This is a genomic window from Mycobacterium sp. IDUB_19, from assembly GCF_055419445.1.
Window position 1 is genome coordinate 1 of the sequence record NZ_JBVAXR010000017.1, and the last position, 17,222, is coordinate 17,222.

At 65.6% G+C, this 17,222-nt stretch carries 12 protein-coding genes; 5 read left to right on the plus strand and 7 right to left on the minus strand.

Annotated elements, in window-relative coordinates:
• Nucleotides 1–141 precede the first annotated feature (141 nt).
• The 3 genes from ACZY0B_RS15200 to espM form a co-directional block, all read right to left on the minus strand.
• Nucleotides 142–1,539: an EspA/EspE family type VII secretion system effector gene (locus tag ACZY0B_RS15200; RefSeq protein WP_463764958.1), complete on the minus strand. Its 1,398-nt coding sequence runs from the start codon at nucleotides 1,537–1,539 to the stop codon at nucleotides 142–144.
• A gap of 259 nt (nucleotides 1,540–1,798) precedes the next feature.
• The gene (locus tag ACZY0B_RS15205) at nucleotides 1,799–3,142 is read right to left on the minus strand and encodes an EspA/EspE family type VII secretion system effector (RefSeq protein ID WP_463764959.1); all 1,344 of its coding nucleotides are present in this window, start codon (nucleotides 3,140–3,142) and stop codon (nucleotides 1,799–1,801) included.
• 161 nt (nucleotides 3,143–3,303) lie between these two features.
• The gene (gene espM, locus ACZY0B_RS15210) at nucleotides 3,304–4,404 is read right to left on the minus strand and encodes an ESX-1 type VII secretion system transcriptional regulator EspM (protein WP_463764960.1); all 1,101 of its coding nucleotides are present in this window, start codon (nucleotides 4,402–4,404) and stop codon (nucleotides 3,304–3,306) included.
• Between the two features lie 505 nt (nucleotides 4,405–4,909).
• On the opposite strand from espM, the gene ACZY0B_RS15215 reads away from it, so the two are divergent.
• Nucleotides 4,910–5,191 (plus strand): WhiB family transcriptional regulator, encoded by a 282-nt coding sequence (locus ACZY0B_RS15215; RefSeq protein ID WP_463764961.1) that lies wholly within the window; start codon nucleotides 4,910–4,912, stop codon nucleotides 5,189–5,191.
• Nucleotides 5,192–5,289: 98 nt separating this feature from the next.
• Here the strand turns inward: ACZY0B_RS15215 and ACZY0B_RS15220 are convergent, their stop codons facing one another.
• Entirely contained in the window at nucleotides 5,290–5,730 is a 441-nt protein-coding gene (locus tag ACZY0B_RS15220; protein WP_463764962.1) for a nitroreductase family deazaflavin-dependent oxidoreductase, read from the minus strand.
• Between the two features lie 22 nt (nucleotides 5,731–5,752).
• Complete coding sequence (locus ACZY0B_RS15225; protein WP_463764963.1) at nucleotides 5,753–6,589, minus strand: NAD(P)H-binding protein; 837 nt, start codon at nucleotides 6,587–6,589, stop codon at nucleotides 5,753–5,755.
• Nucleotides 6,590–6,697: 108 nt separating this feature from the next.
• Between ACZY0B_RS15225 and sigI the strand changes: the two genes are divergently transcribed.
• A complete protein-coding gene (gene sigI, locus ACZY0B_RS15230; protein ID WP_463764964.1) occupies nucleotides 6,698–7,582 on the plus strand; it encodes an RNA polymerase sigma factor SigI in 885 nt (294 codons plus the stop codon).
• Between the two features lie 12 nt (nucleotides 7,583–7,594).
• Here sigI and ACZY0B_RS15235 read toward each other — a convergent pair whose 3' ends face one another.
• A complete protein-coding gene (locus tag ACZY0B_RS15235) occupies nucleotides 7,595–8,842 on the minus strand; it encodes a MinD/ParA family ATP-binding protein (RefSeq protein WP_463764965.1) in 1,248 nt (415 codons plus the stop codon).
• A 616-nt stretch (nucleotides 8,843–9,458) separates the two neighbouring features.
• Between ACZY0B_RS15235 and gltB the strand changes: the two genes are divergently transcribed.
• Nucleotides 9,459–14,054 carry a glutamate synthase large subunit gene (gltB, locus tag ACZY0B_RS15240; RefSeq protein WP_463764966.1) on the plus strand — a complete coding sequence of 1,532 codons (4,596 nt, stop codon included), beginning with the start codon at nucleotides 9,459–9,461 and terminating at the stop codon, nucleotides 14,052–14,054.
• Complete coding sequence (locus ACZY0B_RS15245) at nucleotides 14,047–15,513, plus strand: glutamate synthase subunit beta (protein WP_463764967.1); 1,467 nt, start codon at nucleotides 14,047–14,049, stop codon at nucleotides 15,511–15,513. The genes gltB and ACZY0B_RS15245 overlap by 8 nt, the downstream gene beginning before the upstream one ends.
• A 373-nt stretch (nucleotides 15,514–15,886) precedes the next feature.
• Here the strand turns inward: ACZY0B_RS15245 and ACZY0B_RS15250 are convergent, their stop codons facing one another.
• Nucleotides 15,887–16,738: an LLM class F420-dependent oxidoreductase gene (locus ACZY0B_RS15250; RefSeq protein WP_463764968.1), complete on the minus strand. Its 852-nt coding sequence runs from the start codon at nucleotides 16,736–16,738 to the stop codon at nucleotides 15,887–15,889.
• 51 nt (nucleotides 16,739–16,789) lie between these two features.
• Between ACZY0B_RS15250 and ACZY0B_RS15255 the strand changes: the two genes are divergently transcribed.
• Complete coding sequence (locus tag ACZY0B_RS15255; protein WP_463764969.1) at nucleotides 16,790–17,221, plus strand: hypothetical protein; 432 nt, start codon at nucleotides 16,790–16,792, stop codon at nucleotides 17,219–17,221.
• The last annotated feature ends 1 nt before the right edge of the window (nucleotide 17,222 follow it).

Below are 17,222 nucleotides of genomic sequence, written 5' to 3' on the forward strand. Positions count from 1 at the left end.
GGACGCCTGGTCTTGCGCGGTTGCCAGGTTGTCTAGGTGTTCTGGTGTGACAGCTACATCTGCCATGGTCGATCTCCTTAACGTGTGATTGTCAATTCGCTATTGGGTTGGCTCGCCGGGGTTTTGGGTACGTTGGTGGCTTCACACGACCCGCCCCGCACCGCTGGGCTGCGGCGCGGCTTGCGCGCCGGGGGCCGCGACTTCAATCGGTGCACGTTCAGCACCCTGCGGGCCTGCGCCCGCTCCGGCGCCTTCGACGTCACCCGCCAGGGCGGCCTCTTCGGTGGCGGCCTCTTCGGCAGGTGCCGCAGCGCCCTGCCCCTGCTGGGCCGATTGGACCATCTGCTGGAGCTGGCCCATTGCCTGGCTGACAAGTTGCGAGTGCTGGGACAGCTGGCCGGACAGCTTGGAGGCTTGACCCGACATGGCAGACACCTGAGCCAGCGTGGGCATGGTGGCCGCCGGCGTGGACGGCGTGGTCTTATCCGGCGTCTTGGGTGCGTCAGGGGTGCCGTCCGCCGGAGTTTCACTCGCACTCATCTGAGCGCTCAGCGGCGCGCGTTGGTCCTTCGAACCGCTGGCTGCGCTGGCCAATGACGCGACGGTTGGCCCGTCGGCCATCGCCGACATCCCGGACATGCTGTTGGAAATGGCCTCAAAGCTCGACACCGTGGACTGCCCCGCCGTCGCCACCTTGGCCTTGGCCAACGAACCCTGCTGCACCGTCCCCGCGGCCGCGGCCGAGTACTGGCTGGCCAACGCGTCCGCCTTTTTCGCGTTGTCGACTGACCAGTAGACCAAGTTGCCAAGGAACCCTGTGGCAGCTGCAATCCCGAGCGTGGAAACCGTAATTGCGAAGGCTTTCGCCGCTATGGGGCCGGCGGGGGCAGGCACCGTAAACGTCAGGATTATCTCGACGATCATCGCCGCTGCCAGTACATCCTTGAGTATCCCGAAACCCAGTCGCATGTGGGTGACCCAGTCGGCCTGATCTTCTATGAGGGCTGCCAACTGGGTGTCCAGCCCAGCCATCGTCTGCGCAAGATTCTGAAGCGCGGTGTCGAGGTCGGCATAGCCCTCCGACCCCGAACCCTGCCAGCTATCGTCCGGAAGGGCGGACTTCAATTGCGCGGAAAGTGTGCTGAATTGCTGCGAACCCTGTTTGAGGCTATCTCCCTCGTAAGGTGACCCGAATCCGGTCGTTAGCTCCAAGATCTCGACAATAGTGAGAGTCCAGGCGATGATGCTGAGCCCTTTTGCGAATTGTTTTGCACCCGCCGTGCCACCCATCTGGCGTGCCAGGTTGCGCTGCGCACTCGCAGGTAAGGATTTGAGGTATCTGCCCATCATCTTCGGGCCAAAGCCACCAAGCACGAGGGCCCCAATGTCTCCCCCACCACTGGTCGCACTCGCCGCAATCGACTCAGCGCTCATTCCAGAACCGGTCCAGCCGCTCAAATCCAGGCCCACACCGGCGCCTTGTTGGCTTAGACCAGCCAAGCTGGTGATGATCCTGGCGGCTTGTGCAAATACAGACATCGGGGTTTCCTTACTTTGTACCTTTGTGCGCGATGATCCTGGGTTCCGCTTGTTTAGCGTAACGCGCTCTGAGCGGGGCGATTGCACGAATTTTCCAGGTAGGCAAGCGCTTCGAATGCCTCCGGGTGCGATTGCACGGTAGGCGCCCGACGTACACGGCGGAATGTGAGACCGGGGCCCACGGTGCCCACCGTCAGTGAATGTGGCTGATCAACGTTTCGATCGCAGCGGCGACAGCGCCGGGGACCACTTCGTCGGCTTAGGCATTCGACGTTCCCGCTACGCCGCTGCGGTTTTGCGGATCGTCGCCGGCGGCGACCGACGCTTCCTCGATGGGTGCCCGCTCGGCGCGCTCGGCATGCGCGGAAGCCCCTGCGCCTTCGTCCCCTACGAGCCCGGTCTCTTCGGTGGGTGCTGTCGCGCCTTGGCTCTGCACGGTCGTTTGGGTGAGCTGCTGTATCTGTCCCATCGCCTGGTTGACCAAGTTCGCGTGCGGTGAGAGCTTCGAGGACTGCCCGGACATCGCACTCAGCTGAGCCAGGGTCGGCACAGTGGCCGCCGGCGTCGGCGGCGCCGTCGTCTCCGGCGCCTCGGGCAGGCCATCCCCGGCCGTTTCACTCGCACTCCGCTCGGCGCTGCGGGGCGCGTGGTCGTCTTGCGAGCCGCTGGTTACCACGGCCAGACGGGGGACGGTCGACCGCTCAGCGATTTCCGACGCCCCCGACATGCTGGCGGACACGGCCTCGAAGCTAGAAACCGTGGACGCCGCCGCCGTAGCCACCTTGGTCTGAGCAGACGAACCGTGTTGCGCCGTCCCCGCGGCCGCCTCTGCGTATCGGGTGGCTAAAGCGTCCGCCTTTTGTGCGTTCAAGAACGACCAGGTGCATAAGTTGGTGAGAAAGCCGGTGGCGATTGCGATCCCAAGTCCGGAGATTGTGAGTCCGAAAATCCGTGCCGGGACCGGGCCGGCCGGGGCAGGCAGCACCATCATGGCTATCTCAACGAGGAACGCCGCGAGCAGTACGTCCTTCAATATCCCGAAGCCCAAGCGCATGTGGGTCACCCACTCGGCCTGATCGTTAACGAGCGTCGCCAGCTGGGTGTCCAGCTCGGCCATGGTCTGCGCGAGATTCTGCAACGCCGTGTCCAGGTCGGCATAGGCTTGCGACGCCGAACCCAGCCAGCTGTCGTCCGGGAGGGCCGACTTCAGCTGCCCGTAGAGTGTAATGAATTGTTGCGAACCGTTTTTCAGCGCATCGCCCTCGTCTGGCGGCCCGAAGCCGGTCGTGAGCTCCAGGATCTCGACAACGGTGATAGTCCAAAGGATGATGTCGGCGGCTTTCATCGCTTTGTTGGTATTGTCTACGCCCGTTGGACCTTTCAAGCCGCTGCGCCCGGTGTAGGGCGTCGACTTCCGATACGCGCTAAGACCCTTTTGGTAGCCGAGTGATGCCACCGGGGTCAACCCGTCTCCGGCAAAACTGGTCGTACTCGCCGCGAGATATTCACCGCCCCTCATTTCAGGGCCGTTGGGACCGATGAATTGTTGGGATATGCCGGCCAGGCCGGTGATGATATTGGCGGCCTGCACAAATATCGACATTTTGGGCCCTCGCCTTTTGTAGCTTTGTGCGAGCAATGCTTCTTGACCGCCAGTCAAGCGTAATACCGCTGCACCCAGGTTCAGTGCGCGAATTTTCCGGGTAGGCAGGGCCTGCTTTGCTCGGGTGAGGGCTGGCTCGCGGCAGTCGACGTGCCCGGCCGTCAGTGGATGTGACTGATCAGCGTTTCGATCGCGTCGGAGACAGCGGCGGGGACCGCTTCGTCGGCTTCTGCACGCACGATCGCGTCTTCGGTGACTCCGGCCGCCTCGGCAGTCTCCGAAGTCGAAAGGTTCGCCCGCCGCCGGGCCGCATATAAGCGTTGTGCCAGCGGGGCGCGCGGGGCGGTCGCCCCGAGCGTCATCAGTTCGTCGTAGTGACGGCGAACCTTGCCCAAGGCTTTGATCAGTTCGGGTGTGATCCGGCTGATGCGGGTGGCCCGAACGGCGATCGCCTCGAGCTGGCGGAGATCGGCGAGGATCGGTGCCGCCCGCTCGGTGAATTCGGGGTCGCCTGCCGACGGCAATGCGGCTACGGCCAGGCCGCAGCCGTCCACGGCGGCGACGACGGCCTGCGCGATCAGCGATGCCGGGGCGTCGGAGTGTGGGGCTTCCGTCGGCGCTGTGGCGGTGTCGGGCTCGACAGCTGCTGGGAGCGCTTCGCCGGTGTCGGGCTGTCCGCGGCGGATCCGTGCGATGGTTCCGGCGGGCCACTGCAGGACCTGCTCGAGCTTGGCCTGGGTTCGCTCGCGCGGCCAACTGCGGCCCTTTTCGAACGCGATCAGGGCGCCCGCGTTGATGATGCCGTCGGCCGCCAGGCTGCGCTGGCTGATGCCCAGTTCCCTCCGGCGTGCGGCGGCGGCCGCGCCCGCGCGCACCATGCCCGGATCCGGTTCGCTGGTATCGGATTTTTGTCCGTTGCCGCGTCCACCGGGACTCGACGGCTTGACGATCTCAAATGTCAGCACGTCGCCCTCGCTGGGATCGCCGAGCCGGACCGTCGTTTTCCCCGTGATCGTCACGGAGCTCGTCCGTTGTCCGTCGACGAACATGCCGCTCGGCCCCTTGTCGACGATCCGCCATGATCCATCGACGGGCTCGGCGTGCAGCTGCTCCCCGGGAATGTGGAGGTGATCGATCCGCACGTCGTCCTCAGGGTCTCGACCGATGGTCACCACACCCCGGCCGGGGTCGATCGCATGCGACGTATCGCCGCTGTGCACAACCAGCAGGGCAAGCTCTGAAGTCGACTCGGCGCTGGGCATCTGCGGGATTTCCTCGATGGAGGGCGGCTGGGCGGACCTTCCGCCGTTGTAATCCTAACCGTCGCACCCCTCAATTCCTATCGCACGACGCTACGTTTTGAATCACAGCCCGGCCCGTCACGCCGTCGGAACGCTACGCCGATGCACCGATTTGACCCGCCGGCCGGCCACTGCGCCTTTTCACCGGAGTCGCCGGTGGCCGGAGCGCTACGGTTTTGTCCGTCGAGCTCCCACTTCTCACCGCAGTTTCATGCCGGAGTCGACTAAACGCTACGGTTACGTAACCGTCTGCTCGGCGCCGAAGAAGCGGGACGAGATGGCATAAACCCCCAGTTCAGAGTGGCGGATAGGCCGCCATGCCGGTTCGCCGTGCCGGGCGCGGACCCGCTCACGCCAGTCCTATCGACGCGTTACCGCAACCAAACTGTTGCATTGCAGCGGTTATTGCTATACCGTTCTGTTGCATAGGACGCAGAACGCAATCCTTCAGAAGGAAACGATCGACATGACCGCAACCCCCCTGTTCAACATCCCGCTCGGCGCCTGCACGCAGGACCCCGATCGGTGGACCACTGCCCCCGACGCCGAGGCCATCGCCTCGTGCCGGGCGTGCCCGCGCCGCTGGATGTGCGCGCGTGACGCCGTCGAGTCGGCCGGCGCGGAAGGATTGTGGGCCGGCGTGGTGATCCCCGAAGGCGGTCGCCCGCGTGCCTTCGCGTTGCGTCAGCTGCGGTCCCTGGCCGAGCGCAACGGATACCCGGTGCGCGAAATCGCGCAGTCGGCTTGACCGTCAGCCCCTGTCCGGCGATTGTGGGACCAGCGATGGTTAACGGTGGGAACCGCTGCACGGCTTTACCTTTAGGTCTGGGGAAACAACGTCGGCGGTTAGGTTGGCTCGAATCGGAAAACGGCGAGCCGGCCCGCCAGTGCTTCGAATTCGTCGGCCGTCCCGTCGCGCACCATCCCCGAGCGCTTCGCGAACGCCACACCCACCGGCACTTCGGTGGGAAATGCCCGCAGGACCGGCCGCGCTTCTATAGCGGTGAGTTCGACGATCCGGACTTTGCGTGACCGTCGGCCCCGACTCAGCGTGCCGGCGCCCGCGGCGCGGGCGTTAGCCGCCCAGTCCGCGCCCGGGTAGCCCGCGACCACGTAGAGGCCACCCTGAAATTCGAACGGCGTCATCGGGGTGCTGCGTGGTTGACCTGACTTGCGACCGGGCACGGTGAGGACCATGGCGGGGCCGGTCGGTATCCCTAGCCGCTGCACCGCCATCATCATCTTGTTCATCGGTTTGAGGTAGCGCGGCGGACGTGGTTCGGACATCTCAGAACTCCTTTGCAGGTATCTAGTTCGTGTACAGGTCGCGGTGCTCGGACACCCACTGCGCGAAGGACACTGGCGCCCGGCCGAGAATCTTCTCCACGTCGTGGGTGACGAGTGCGGGGTTGTCCAGCGTTTCGGCGAGCATGGCCATATACGCGTCGGCGAACTCGGCGCCGAAGCCCAAGTCGATGAACCGTCGCCGCACCGCGTCCGCCGGTATTTCCCGGTACTGCAGTGGGCGTCCCAGCACGCGGCCGATAACGTGCACAAGCGCTGAATTGGTCAACGCCTGCGGACCGGTCAATGGAATCCGCTGACCGACAAATTCATCGGTGAGCAGCGCCCGCGCCGCGACCGCTGCGATGTCGCTCTCGGCGATCGGTGCGGTCGAAGCCGCCGCATAAGGTCCGGCCACCGTGTCGCCGACGCGTAGCTGCGCGGCCCACATCCCGGCGAAGTTCGTCGCGAAGACCGTGGGTCGCAGGCTCACCCAGGCCAGACCAGAGTCGATGGCAAGCTGTTCGACCTCCTTGTTACGGTCGCCGCGAAAGCGCGATGGCTGTCGCGAGAAGTCGTCATCGGCGTTGATCGCTGACAGCGCAACGAGTTTGGTGACTCCCGCACGCCGGCATTCGGCCACGACGGCGGCAAGGCTTTCGCCGAGCGCGCGGGAATTGAGGAATACCGCCGATGCTCCTGGCAGCGCGGCGGCGACCGCGCCTATCGCCTCTGCGGGCGAGGGAAGCCCGGCGGTTTCCGGTGCGCGGGTGATGGCGCGCACCCGGACGCCCGCGGCGACAAGTTCGGCAACGAGGGGGCGTCCGACATTGCCAGTCGCCCCGGTTACGACGATCGTCATGATGTTTCCTCCTGAGGTCGAAGATCTTCATCAACGACGGGCCCGGAGCGGGGAAAGTTACAGTCGGCAGTAAGTAACTTTTTCCGGTACCAGATCGTCGATGTATTTATGAACCAAGCCCAGCCGCCAACCGACCAGATCGCCGATGCCTGGCGTCGGCACCGCCCCTATCTGGTCAATCTCGGATATCAAATCCTCGGAGATGTCGGTGACGCCGAAGATGTTGCGCAGGAGGCATTTCTGCGGCTTTCGCGAGTCGATCCCGAGGATATCGACGACATCCGCGGCTGGCTCACCGTCGTGACGAGCCGGCTCTGCCTCGATCAGGTGCGCTCGGCGCGAATGCGCTACGAGCGGTTGGGCCATGCCGCCGACGGCCACCTCGACACCGACGCCGCGGAATCGCGAAGCCTAGACCCGGCCGATCGGGTCACTCTCGACGACGAGGTGCGCGCGGCGCTGATGGAAGTCTTGCAGCGTCTCAGTCCCGGCGAACGGGTCGCGTTCGTGCTGCACGACGTGTTCGGCGTCCCGTTCGATTCGATTGCCGAAACCGTGGGTCGCCCGGTCGGCACCTGCCGTCAGCTGGCGCGGCGTGCACGTTCGAAATTCACTGTGGCACAGCCGAAGCGCAGCGAAGTAGCCTCCGTCGAGCATCAGCTCGTCACCGAGAAATTCATCACGGCCTGCACGAACGGCGACATCGCCGCGCTGACCGCCGTGCTGGACCCGACGGTCTGGGGGGTGGGCACGGTCCTGGCCGACCCGGCGCCCCCGCCGCAGATCAACCATGGTCCGGAGGCGGTGGCCACCAACCTGATGCGCTATCTGTGGCCGGGAGTCACCCTGGTCAGCGGACCCGCCGGGCAGCCGGTGGTGCTCGCATTCGCCGAGCGCCGGCTGTTCGCCGCCATCGTGCTGACCATCCGTGGCCCGGTCGTCACCAAGATCGAGGCGATCGCCGACCCGTCGGCGCGCATTGCGACCACCTGAAGTGCGGCAGCGTCAGCTCTCGCCGCCACCCGGCCGGGAGTCACGGGCACGGTCGGGGCTCGCGGCGAAATAGCCGGCGATCATCGCGGTGGCCTGCAGAAATTTGCGCCGCGTGGGGCCGGCCATCTCGTGGCTCACGTCGATGACGCCGCCGGGTCGCAGATGAGGGTCGTAGGGCACCTGCACCACCGGCTGTCCGTGATCGACGAACTCGCGGGCCAACTGTTCCCGGGTGCGTTTGTCGGCGTGCCCGTCGGAATCGTTGAGCACCACGATCGTGTTGTGCAACAGCTCCGTCATGCCCTGATCCGACAGCCACTCCATGGTCCGGGCGGCGGCGGAGGCCCCATCCGCCCACGGCGAGGACACCACGATCAGGGCATCCAGGTCGCGCAGGACCTCCTGGGTGACCGGCGCGTCCATCGTCGAACCGCAGTCGATGACCGAGATCGTGAAGTGGCGATCCAGCCGCGTCGCGGCTTCGCGGTAGATCGCGGGATCGAGTACCCGGCGCGGACCGGACGCCGGCTCGCCGGCGAGCACATGCAGGCCGACCGAATTGCGGCCCACCCGCCCGGCGACATCCGTGAATGTTTCCAAGTTCTTGTCGGCGGTCAGTTCCCAGAACGAGCTCGTCGACCGCGGATCGATCCGGCTGCTCAACCGTCCGAAGGCGGTATCGGCGTCGATCGCCACCACGTGGTCTTGATGGCGGAGCTCGGCGAACAGCGATCCGACACTGGCGGCGACGGACGTCTTTCCCACGCCGCCCTTACCTACGACGCCGACCTTGTGGTTGCCGCGGAAACCAGTTCGGATGGCTGCTTCGAATTGGGCGTCTTCCAGTTGTGCGGGTGATGGACCCAGGTTGACAAGGCCAAAGCTGAGCAGCCGCAGGATGCGTCGCCACCCGCGGTCGGGAAGTTCGGCACCGGCGGCCGGGGTGAAGCCGCCTTCGGGCGCCGGCGGAGGTATGACGGGTGCAGGAGGTGCGCCAGCGGGTCGCGGCGGGGGATGGGGAGCGACGCGCTGACGCGGAGGTGCAGGCGGCTGGCGCGGGGGTGCCGGGGGTGCCGCGGGGGGCCGCAACGGAGGAGGCGGAAACGACGTTGGCGGGGCGGGTCGCTGTTGAGGCCGGGGAAATGCTGCGGGCGGTGCGCCCTGGTGGTCCCGGGGATGGGGACCGGGCGGGCGTGCGGCGGGATTGCGGTGCTGGTCGGGCTGCAGACGGTCCCGCAGGAATTCGTCGCGCTCGTTCATGGGCTCCTCGGTGCCGGGTGATCGATCCAGTATCTCCTCACGCGCTCTTCTCAGTATCGCGCAAACTCGGCAGGCCCTATGCGGTGCCGCCCCAACGTCCCGGGCGTCCACCGGGCGGGCCGACGGGGGATTTCGGACAGCATTGCTGCCACGCCTTATCGCGATCGCTGGTGCGGATGCGACCGCGCACTGTGATTCCGGCCATGCCGGCACCGGCGTACGGCCGGGGTCACAGCAAACTCGGGGGAGTAGCCGGCGGGGCGAGTGGTCTGCCCGGGTCAGCGCTGTCGCGGGCCATTGTCGGCGGTTGAACCGCATTTGTCCGCGTCATCGGTCGCCACCTGCAGCGAATTTACGCTCGCGCTACCGGCCGGGTTAGACTTGGCAAAGTTGGCATGTCAGGCGGTTTTTGTCATATCGTTTTACGACTTGTCGAGACCGGGTACACGCCACCGTTCAGCGCCGCACGGACGATTCCCCCATCGGACCATTTTCCGCCTGGGAGACAGCCTATCGACAAGACCGAAGGGGTCGGCCCGCAACCTCCCGGGTGCAGCCCCGTCGGAGCCACTGAAAACGGCCGCGCAGCAGGTTCTGGTGAAAGAGGCAGGTGCATATGACGCCCACGCGCGTTGGGTTGTACAACCCCGCGTACGAGCACGATTCGTGCGGGGTAGCCATGGTCGTCGACATGCACGGCCGTCGCAGCCGCGACATCGTCGACAAGGCGATCACCGCACTGGTCAACCTCGAACATCGTGGCGCCCAGGGCGCCGAGCCGCGCAGCGGTGACGGCGCGGGAATCCTGATTCAGGTCCCGGACGCGTTCCTGCGAGAAGTCGTGGACTTCGAGCTCCCCGAGCCGGGCAGCTATGCCACCGGTATCGCGTTTCTGCCGCAGTCGTCCAAGGATGCCGCCGCCGCCTGCGCCGCGGTGGAGAAGATCGCCGAAGCCGAGGGCCTGACGGTGCTGGGCTGGCGCGATGTGCCCACCGACGACTCGTCGCTGGGCGCGTTGTCGCGTGACGCGATGCCCACCTTCCGGCAGGTGTTCATGGCGGGGACGTCCGGAATGAACCTGGAACGCCGTTGCTACGTGGTCCGCAAGCGCGCCGAGCACGAACTCGGCACCAAGGGCCCGGGCCAGGATGGCCCCGGCCGCGAGACCGTCTACTTTCCAAGCCTGTCCGGCCAGACGATGGTCTACAAGGGCATGCTGACCACCCCACAGCTCAAGGCGTTTTACCTTGACCTGCAAGACGATCGGATGACCAGCGCGCTGGGCATCGTGCACTCCCGCTTCTCGACCAACACCTTCCCGTCCTGGCCGCTGGCGCATCCGTTCCGGCGCATCGCCCACAACGGCGAGATCAACACCGTCACCGGCAACGAGAATTGGATGCGGGCGCGTGAGGCGCTGATCGAGACCGACGTCTTCGGGTCGGTCGACGACCTGGAGAAGCTGTTCCCGATCTGCACCCCCGGAGCCTCCGACACCGCGCGCTTCGACGAGGCGCTGGAGTTGCTGCACCTGGGCGGCCGCAGCCTGCCGCACGCGGTGCTGATGATGATTCCCGAGGCCTGGGAACGTAACGAGTCGATGGACCCGGCGCGCCGCGCCTTCTACGAGTACCACGCGTCGCTGATGGAACCGTGGGACGGCCCGGCGTCGATGACGTTTACCGACGGCACCGTCGTGGGCGCCGTGCTTGACCGCAATGGCCTTCGCCCGTCCCGCATTTGGGTCACCGAGGACGGCTTGGTCGTGATGGCGTCCGAGGCCGGGGTGTTGGACCTGGACCCGTCGACGGTGGTGCACCGAATGCGGCTGCAACCGGGCCGGATGTTCTTGGTGGACACCACCCAGGGCCGCATCGTCGCCGACGAGGAGATCAAAGCCGAGCTGGCCGCCGAGCACCCGTACCAGGAGTGGCTCGACAACAACCTCGTCCCGCTCGACTCGTTGCCTCAAGGTGAGTACGCGCGGATGGCGCATGATCGACTTGTCATGCGGCAGTTAGCCTTTGGCTATACCTACGAGGAGCTCAACCTGCTGGTGTGCCCGATGGTCCGCACCGGCGCCGAGCCGTTGGGATCGATGGGTACCGATACCCCGGTCGCGGTGCTGTCGCAGCGTCCCCGGATGTTGTACGACTACTTCCACCAGCTGTTCGCTCAGGTGACCAACCCGCCGCTGGACGCCATCCGCGAGGAGGTGGTGACCAGCCTGCAGGGCACCACCGGCGGGGAGCGTGACCTACTCAGCCCGACCGCAGAATCCTGCCACCAGATCGTGCTGCGTCAGCCGATTCTGCGTAACCACGAGCTGGCCAAGCTGATCAACCTGAATCCGGACGACAAGGTCAACGGGCGCCCACACGGTATGCGCTCCAAGGTGATTCGCTGTCTGTACCCGGTCGCCGATGGCGGTGCCGGGCTGGCAGCTGCGCTGGATGAGGTACGTGCGCAGGCATCGGCCGCGATTGCCGAGGGTGCCCGGGTCATCATTCTGTCCGACCGGGACTCGAACGAGCAGATGGCACCGATACCGTCACTGCTCGCCGTCGCCGGGGTGCACCACCACCTGGTACGCGATCGGACCCGCACCCACGTGGGTCTGGTGGTCGAATCCGGTGATGCCCGCGAGGTGCACCACATGGCGATGCTGATCGGCTGCGGGGCCGCCGCGGTCAACCCGTACCTGACGTTCGAGTCGATCGAGGACATGCTCGACCGCGGTGTCATCGACGGCTTCTCAACCGGGCAAGACCGCGACAAGGCGTTGAACAATTACGTGAAGGCCGCCGGCAAGGGCGTGCTGAAAGTGATGTCCAAGATGGGCATTTCGACGCTGGCGTCTTACACCGGTGCCCAGCTGTTCCAGGCCATCGGGATCTCCGAGGACGTGCTCGACGAGTACTTCACCGGGCTGGCCTGCCCGACCGGCGGCATCACGCTGGAAGACATCGCCACCGACGTCGCCGCGCGGCACAAGCTGGCCTATCTGGACCGGCCGGGCGAGCGGGCGCACCGCGAGCTCGAGGTGGGCGGGGATTATCAGTGGCGCCGTGAGGGCGAGTACCACCTGTTCAATCCGGAAACGGTTTTCCGGCTGCAACACGCCACCCGCACCGGCCAGTACAAGATCTTCAAGGAGTACACCCGTCTGGTCGACGACCAGAGCGAACGGATGGCATCCCTGCGCGGCCTGCTGAAGTTCCGCGGCGATGTGCGCCCCCCGGTTCCACTGGACGAGGTCGAACCGGCCAGCGAGATCGTCAAGCGGTTCTCGACCGGCGCGATGAGTTATGGCTCGATCTCCGCCGAGGCGCACGAGACGCTGGCCATCGCGATGAACCGGTTGGGCGGCCGGTCCAACAGTGGTGAGGGCGGCGAGGACGTCAAGCGTTTCGACCGCGATCCCAACGGGGATTGGCGCCGCAGCGCGATCAAGCAGGTCGCCTCGGCGCGGTTCGGCGTCACCTCGCACTATCTGACCAACTGCACCGACATCCAGATCAAAATGGCGCAAGGCGCGAAGCCCGGTGAGGGCGGCCAACTTCCGGGGCACAAGGTGTACCCGTGGGTGGCCGAGGTCCGGCACTCCACGCCAGGTGTCGGCCTGATCTCGCCGCCGCCGCACCACGACATCTACTCCATCGAGGATCTGGCGCAGCTGATCCATGACCTGAAGAACGCCAACCCGTCGGCGCGGGTGCACGTCAAACTGGTCTCCGAGAACGGTGTCGGCACCGTGGCCGCGGGTGTGTCCAAGGCGCATGCCGACGTGGTGCTGATCTCCGGGCACGACGGCGGCACCGGCGCGACGCCGCTGACCTCGCAGAAGCACGCGGGTGCTCCGTGGGAGCTTGGGCTCGCCGAGACTCAGCAGACCTTGCTGCTCAACGGGTTACGCGATCGGATCGTGGTCCAGGTGGACGGGCAACTCAAGACCGGACGCGACGTGATGATCGGTGCGCTGCTGGGTGCCGAGGAGTTCGGTTTCGCCACCGCTCCGCTGGTGGTCGCGGGCTGCATCATGATGCGGGTCTGCCACCTCGACACCTGCCCGGTCGGCGTGGCTACGCAGAACCCGGTGCTACGCGAGCGCTTCACCGGCAAGCCGGAGTTCGTGGAGAACTTCTTCATGTTCATCGCCGAAGAAGTCCGGGAATACATGGCGCAGTTGGGCTTCCGCACGTTCACTGAGGCCGTCGGCCAGGTGGGCGCGCTGGACACCACGCTGGCCCGCGCCCATTGGAAGGCGCACAAGTTGGATCTGGCCCCGGTGCTGCACGAGCCGGAATCCGCATTCATGAACCAGGACCTGTACTGCAGCTCTCGCCAGGATCACGGCCTGGACAAGGCGCTGGATCAGCAGTTGATCGTGATGAGCCGTGAGGCACTGGATTCCGCCAAGCCGGTCCGATTCTCCACGACCATCAGCAATGTCAACCGTACGGTGGGAACGATGCTCGGCCACGAGCTGACGAAAGCCTATGGTGGCCAAGGCTTGCCCGACGGAACGATCGACATCACCTTCGACGGCTCCGCCGGCAACAGCTTCGGCGCCTTTGTGCCCAAGGGCATTACCTTGCGGGTGTACGGCGACGCCAACGACTACGTCGGGAAGGGCCTGTCCGGCGGCCGGATCGTAGTGCGGCCGTCAGACAATGCGCCGCAGGACTACGTGGCCGAGGAAAACATCATCGGCGGCAACGTGATCCTGTTCGGGGCCACCAGTGGGGAGGCCTTCTTGCGCGGCGTGGTCGGCGAACGGTTCGCGGTCCGCAACTCCGGTGCCCACGCCGTGGTCGAGGGCGTCGGCGATCACGGTTGTGAGTACATGACCGGCGGCCGGGTGGTGATTCTGGGCCGCACCGGGCGTAACTTCGCGGCCGGCATGTCCGGCGGTGTGGCCTACGTCTACGACCCAGACGAGGAACTGCCCGAGAACCTCAACACCGAGATGGTGGATCTCGAGGCTCTCGACTCCGAAGACGTGGACTTCTTGCACGGCATCCTCGCGGCGCATGTTGATGCCACCGATTCCGCTGTCGGCCAGCGGGTCCTGGCCGACTGGCACGTGCAGCAGCGGCATTTCGCGAAAGTGATGCCCCGGGACTACAAGAAGGTGTTGCAGGCGATTGCCCAAGCGGAACGCGACGGCGTCGATGTCGACAAGGCGATTATGGCGGCGGCGCATGGCTGATCCAACCGGCTTCCTCAAGTACACACATCGGGAGCTGCCGCAACGCCGGCCTGTCCCGCTCCGGTTGAAAGACTGGAAAGAGGTCTACGAGGAGTTCAGCGACGACACCCTGCGCGAGCAGGCGACTCGTTGCATGGACTGCGGTATTCCCTTCTGCCACAACGGCTGCCCGCTGGGCAACTTGATCCCGGAATGGAACGACCTGATACGCAGGGGTCGGTGGCGCGACGCGATCGAGCGGCTGCATGCCACCAACAACTTCCCCGACTTCACCGGCCGGCTGTGTCCGGCACCTTGCGAGCCGGCGTGTGTGCTGGGCATCAATCAGGATCCGGTGACGATCAAGCAGATCGAGCTGGAGATCATCGATCACGCCTTCGACGAGGGCTTCGTTGAGCCGATGCCGCCGACGAAGCTGACCGGAAAGACGGTCGCCGTAATCGGTTCGGGGCCAGCCGGATTGGCCGCCGCCCAGCAGCTGACCCGCGCGGGGCACAGCGTCACCGTCTTCGAGCGGGCCGATCGCATCGGTGGACTGCTGCGCTACGGCATTCCGGAATTCAAGATGGAGAAGCGCGTCCTCGACCGGCGACTGGACCAGATGCGATCCGAGGGAACCGAATTCCGGGCCGGCGTCGACGTCGGAGTTGACATCACCGCCGAACAGCTGCTCGCGGACTTCGATGCGGTGGTGCTGGCCGGTGGCGCCACCGCCGCGCGCGACCTGCCGGTTCCGGGCCGTGATTTGGACGGCATCCACCAGGCAATGGAATACCTGCCGTGGGGCAACCGGGTGCAGGAGGGCGACGACGTGCTCGGCGAAGACGGGGAGCCGCCGATCACCGCAAAGGGCAAGCAGGTCATCATCATCGGCGGCGGCGACACCGGGGCCGACTGCCTGGGCACCGCGCACCGGCAGGGTGCGGTCGCCATCCACCAGTTCGAGATCATGCCGCGGCCACCGGAAGCCCGCGCCGAATCCACGCCGTGGCCGACCTACCCCCTGATGTACCGGGTGTCATCGGCGCACGAAGAAGGCGGCGAACGGATCTTCTCGGTCAACACCGAGGAATTCGTCGGCGCGGACGGGCGCGTGACCGCGCTCAAGGCGCACGACGTGACGATGCAGGACGGCAAGTTCGTCAAGGTCGAGGGCTCCGATTTCGAGCTCGAAGCCGATTTGGTGTTGCTGGCGATGGGCTTCGTCGGCCCCGAGAAGCCGGGCCTGCTCACCGACCTCGACGTGAAGCTCACCGACCGCGGCAACGTCGGGCGCGGCTCCGATTACGAGACCTCGGTGCCCGGTGTTTTCGTTGCCGGAGACATGGGTCGGGGTCAGTCGCTCATCGTCTGGGCGATCGCCGAGGGCAGGGCCGCGGCGGCCGGCGTGGACCGGTATTTGATGGGGTCAACCGCGCTTCCGGCGCCGATCAAGCCGACGGCCGCGCCGCTTCAGTAGTCACACCAGTCACACCAGAAACACGCCGATAATTACTCGGCGCGTCTTCCGCAGTTTGCCAGATTACGGGTGTCTAATAACGACTTGTGTGCTTCGTCACAGCGGAGTCACGATGGGGTAGACCGATCGCAGGAGTGGTCACTGTGCATATGAATCCATTACCTAATTCGCGGGTGGGGCGAATGGCCTGGTCTTGGCTTCGTCACCCGGTGAAGAGCCGTGAGTTCCCGGCTAAGCGGGAGCGTTTGGTAACAGCCGAAGATATGGTGCTCTTCGGGACGTAACAACTGATCCAGCTACCCACGGTTCCTACGACGGGTTTGCTCGGCATAGCGGAGACGTCAATTCGCCGACAGCGACCCAAAATTAGCGTCTAGCCCGTCCACAACCCCGAATCCCGGATCGCCTGAGCCAACGGTTCCAGGACGGCCGGGTCGTGCGGCGGTGGCAGATAGACGATGCCCAGATCGAGGCCTTCGGCTCCTAGCCCGGCCGCAGTCTCGATGACTTGCCCGAAGTCGTGGTCCTCGCCCAGACGGACATGGGCCGACATGGTGATTTCCTTCGGGTCGCGGCCGATGTCCGCGCAGCGAGCAGCCAGAACGTCGCGCTTGCGGGCGAACTCGTCGGGCGTCCCGCCCGCGAAATTCCAGTGCTGCGCGTAGCGCGCGGTGAGTGGGAGCGTGCGCTTCTCGCCGCTGCCGCCGATGCAGATTGGCGGGTGCGGCCGCTGCGGACCCTTGGGCTCGTTGCGCGCGTCCTTGAGTTGGTAGTACTTGCCGTCGAAGGTGGTGGTCTCCTCGCTGAGCAGGCTGGTCAGCACCTGACAGGCTTCCTCGAACCGGTCGAACCGTTCTTTGATGCTGCCCAGTTCGATGCCGTACGCACCGGACTCCTCCTCATTCCAGCCGGCGCCGATTCCGAGCTCGAGCCGCCCGCCGGAGATGACGTCCAGGGCGGCGGCCATATTGGCCAGCACCGCTGGGTGGCGGTAGTGGATGCCGGTGACCAGGGTGCCCAGCCGCAGCCGCTTGGTAGCCTGCGCCAGCGCGGTCAGCGTCGTCCAGCCCTCCAGGCAAGGCCCGCTGCTGTCGGAGAAGATCGGGTAGAAGTGGTCGAACGTCCACCCGGACTCAAAGACGTCGATGTCGTCGGCGGCCTGCCAGACCGCGAGCATGCCCGCCCAGGTGGTGTTTTGCGGTGAGGTTTTGAACGCGAATCGCATGACATCGACGCTAGCCGAAATTTATGAAGCGCAACTAAACTCGTGCCGACCATGGTTATCGCCCTCGGGATCGACACCAAGATCACCCTGCTGTGTGCCGGCCTGATCTTTTTGCTGGCTTTGGCGCTCGGAGTCTGGAAGTACCGGCAGATCATGACGTCCGACGACCACCGGGCACACCCCTACGTCGACATCGCCCACCGCGCGGCGTTGCTCTACTCGTTCGCGACGCTGCTGCTCGCGGTCTTCGTCGAACTCAGCGCCTGGCCGACGGGGGTCAACCTGACGGCGGCGATGATCGTCGTGTTCTTCTTCGTCGCGGCGATCGCCGCTTACATCGACCACGGAGCACGGCGCGACACCGTCAACCAATTCGAGAAGCCGGTGCGGGGAACCGGGGTGCTGATGGCCATGCTGATCGTCGGCGAGATCGGCGGCTTCGGGGTGGTTTTCGCCGGGTTCATCGCCGGGCAGCTGTGGTGAG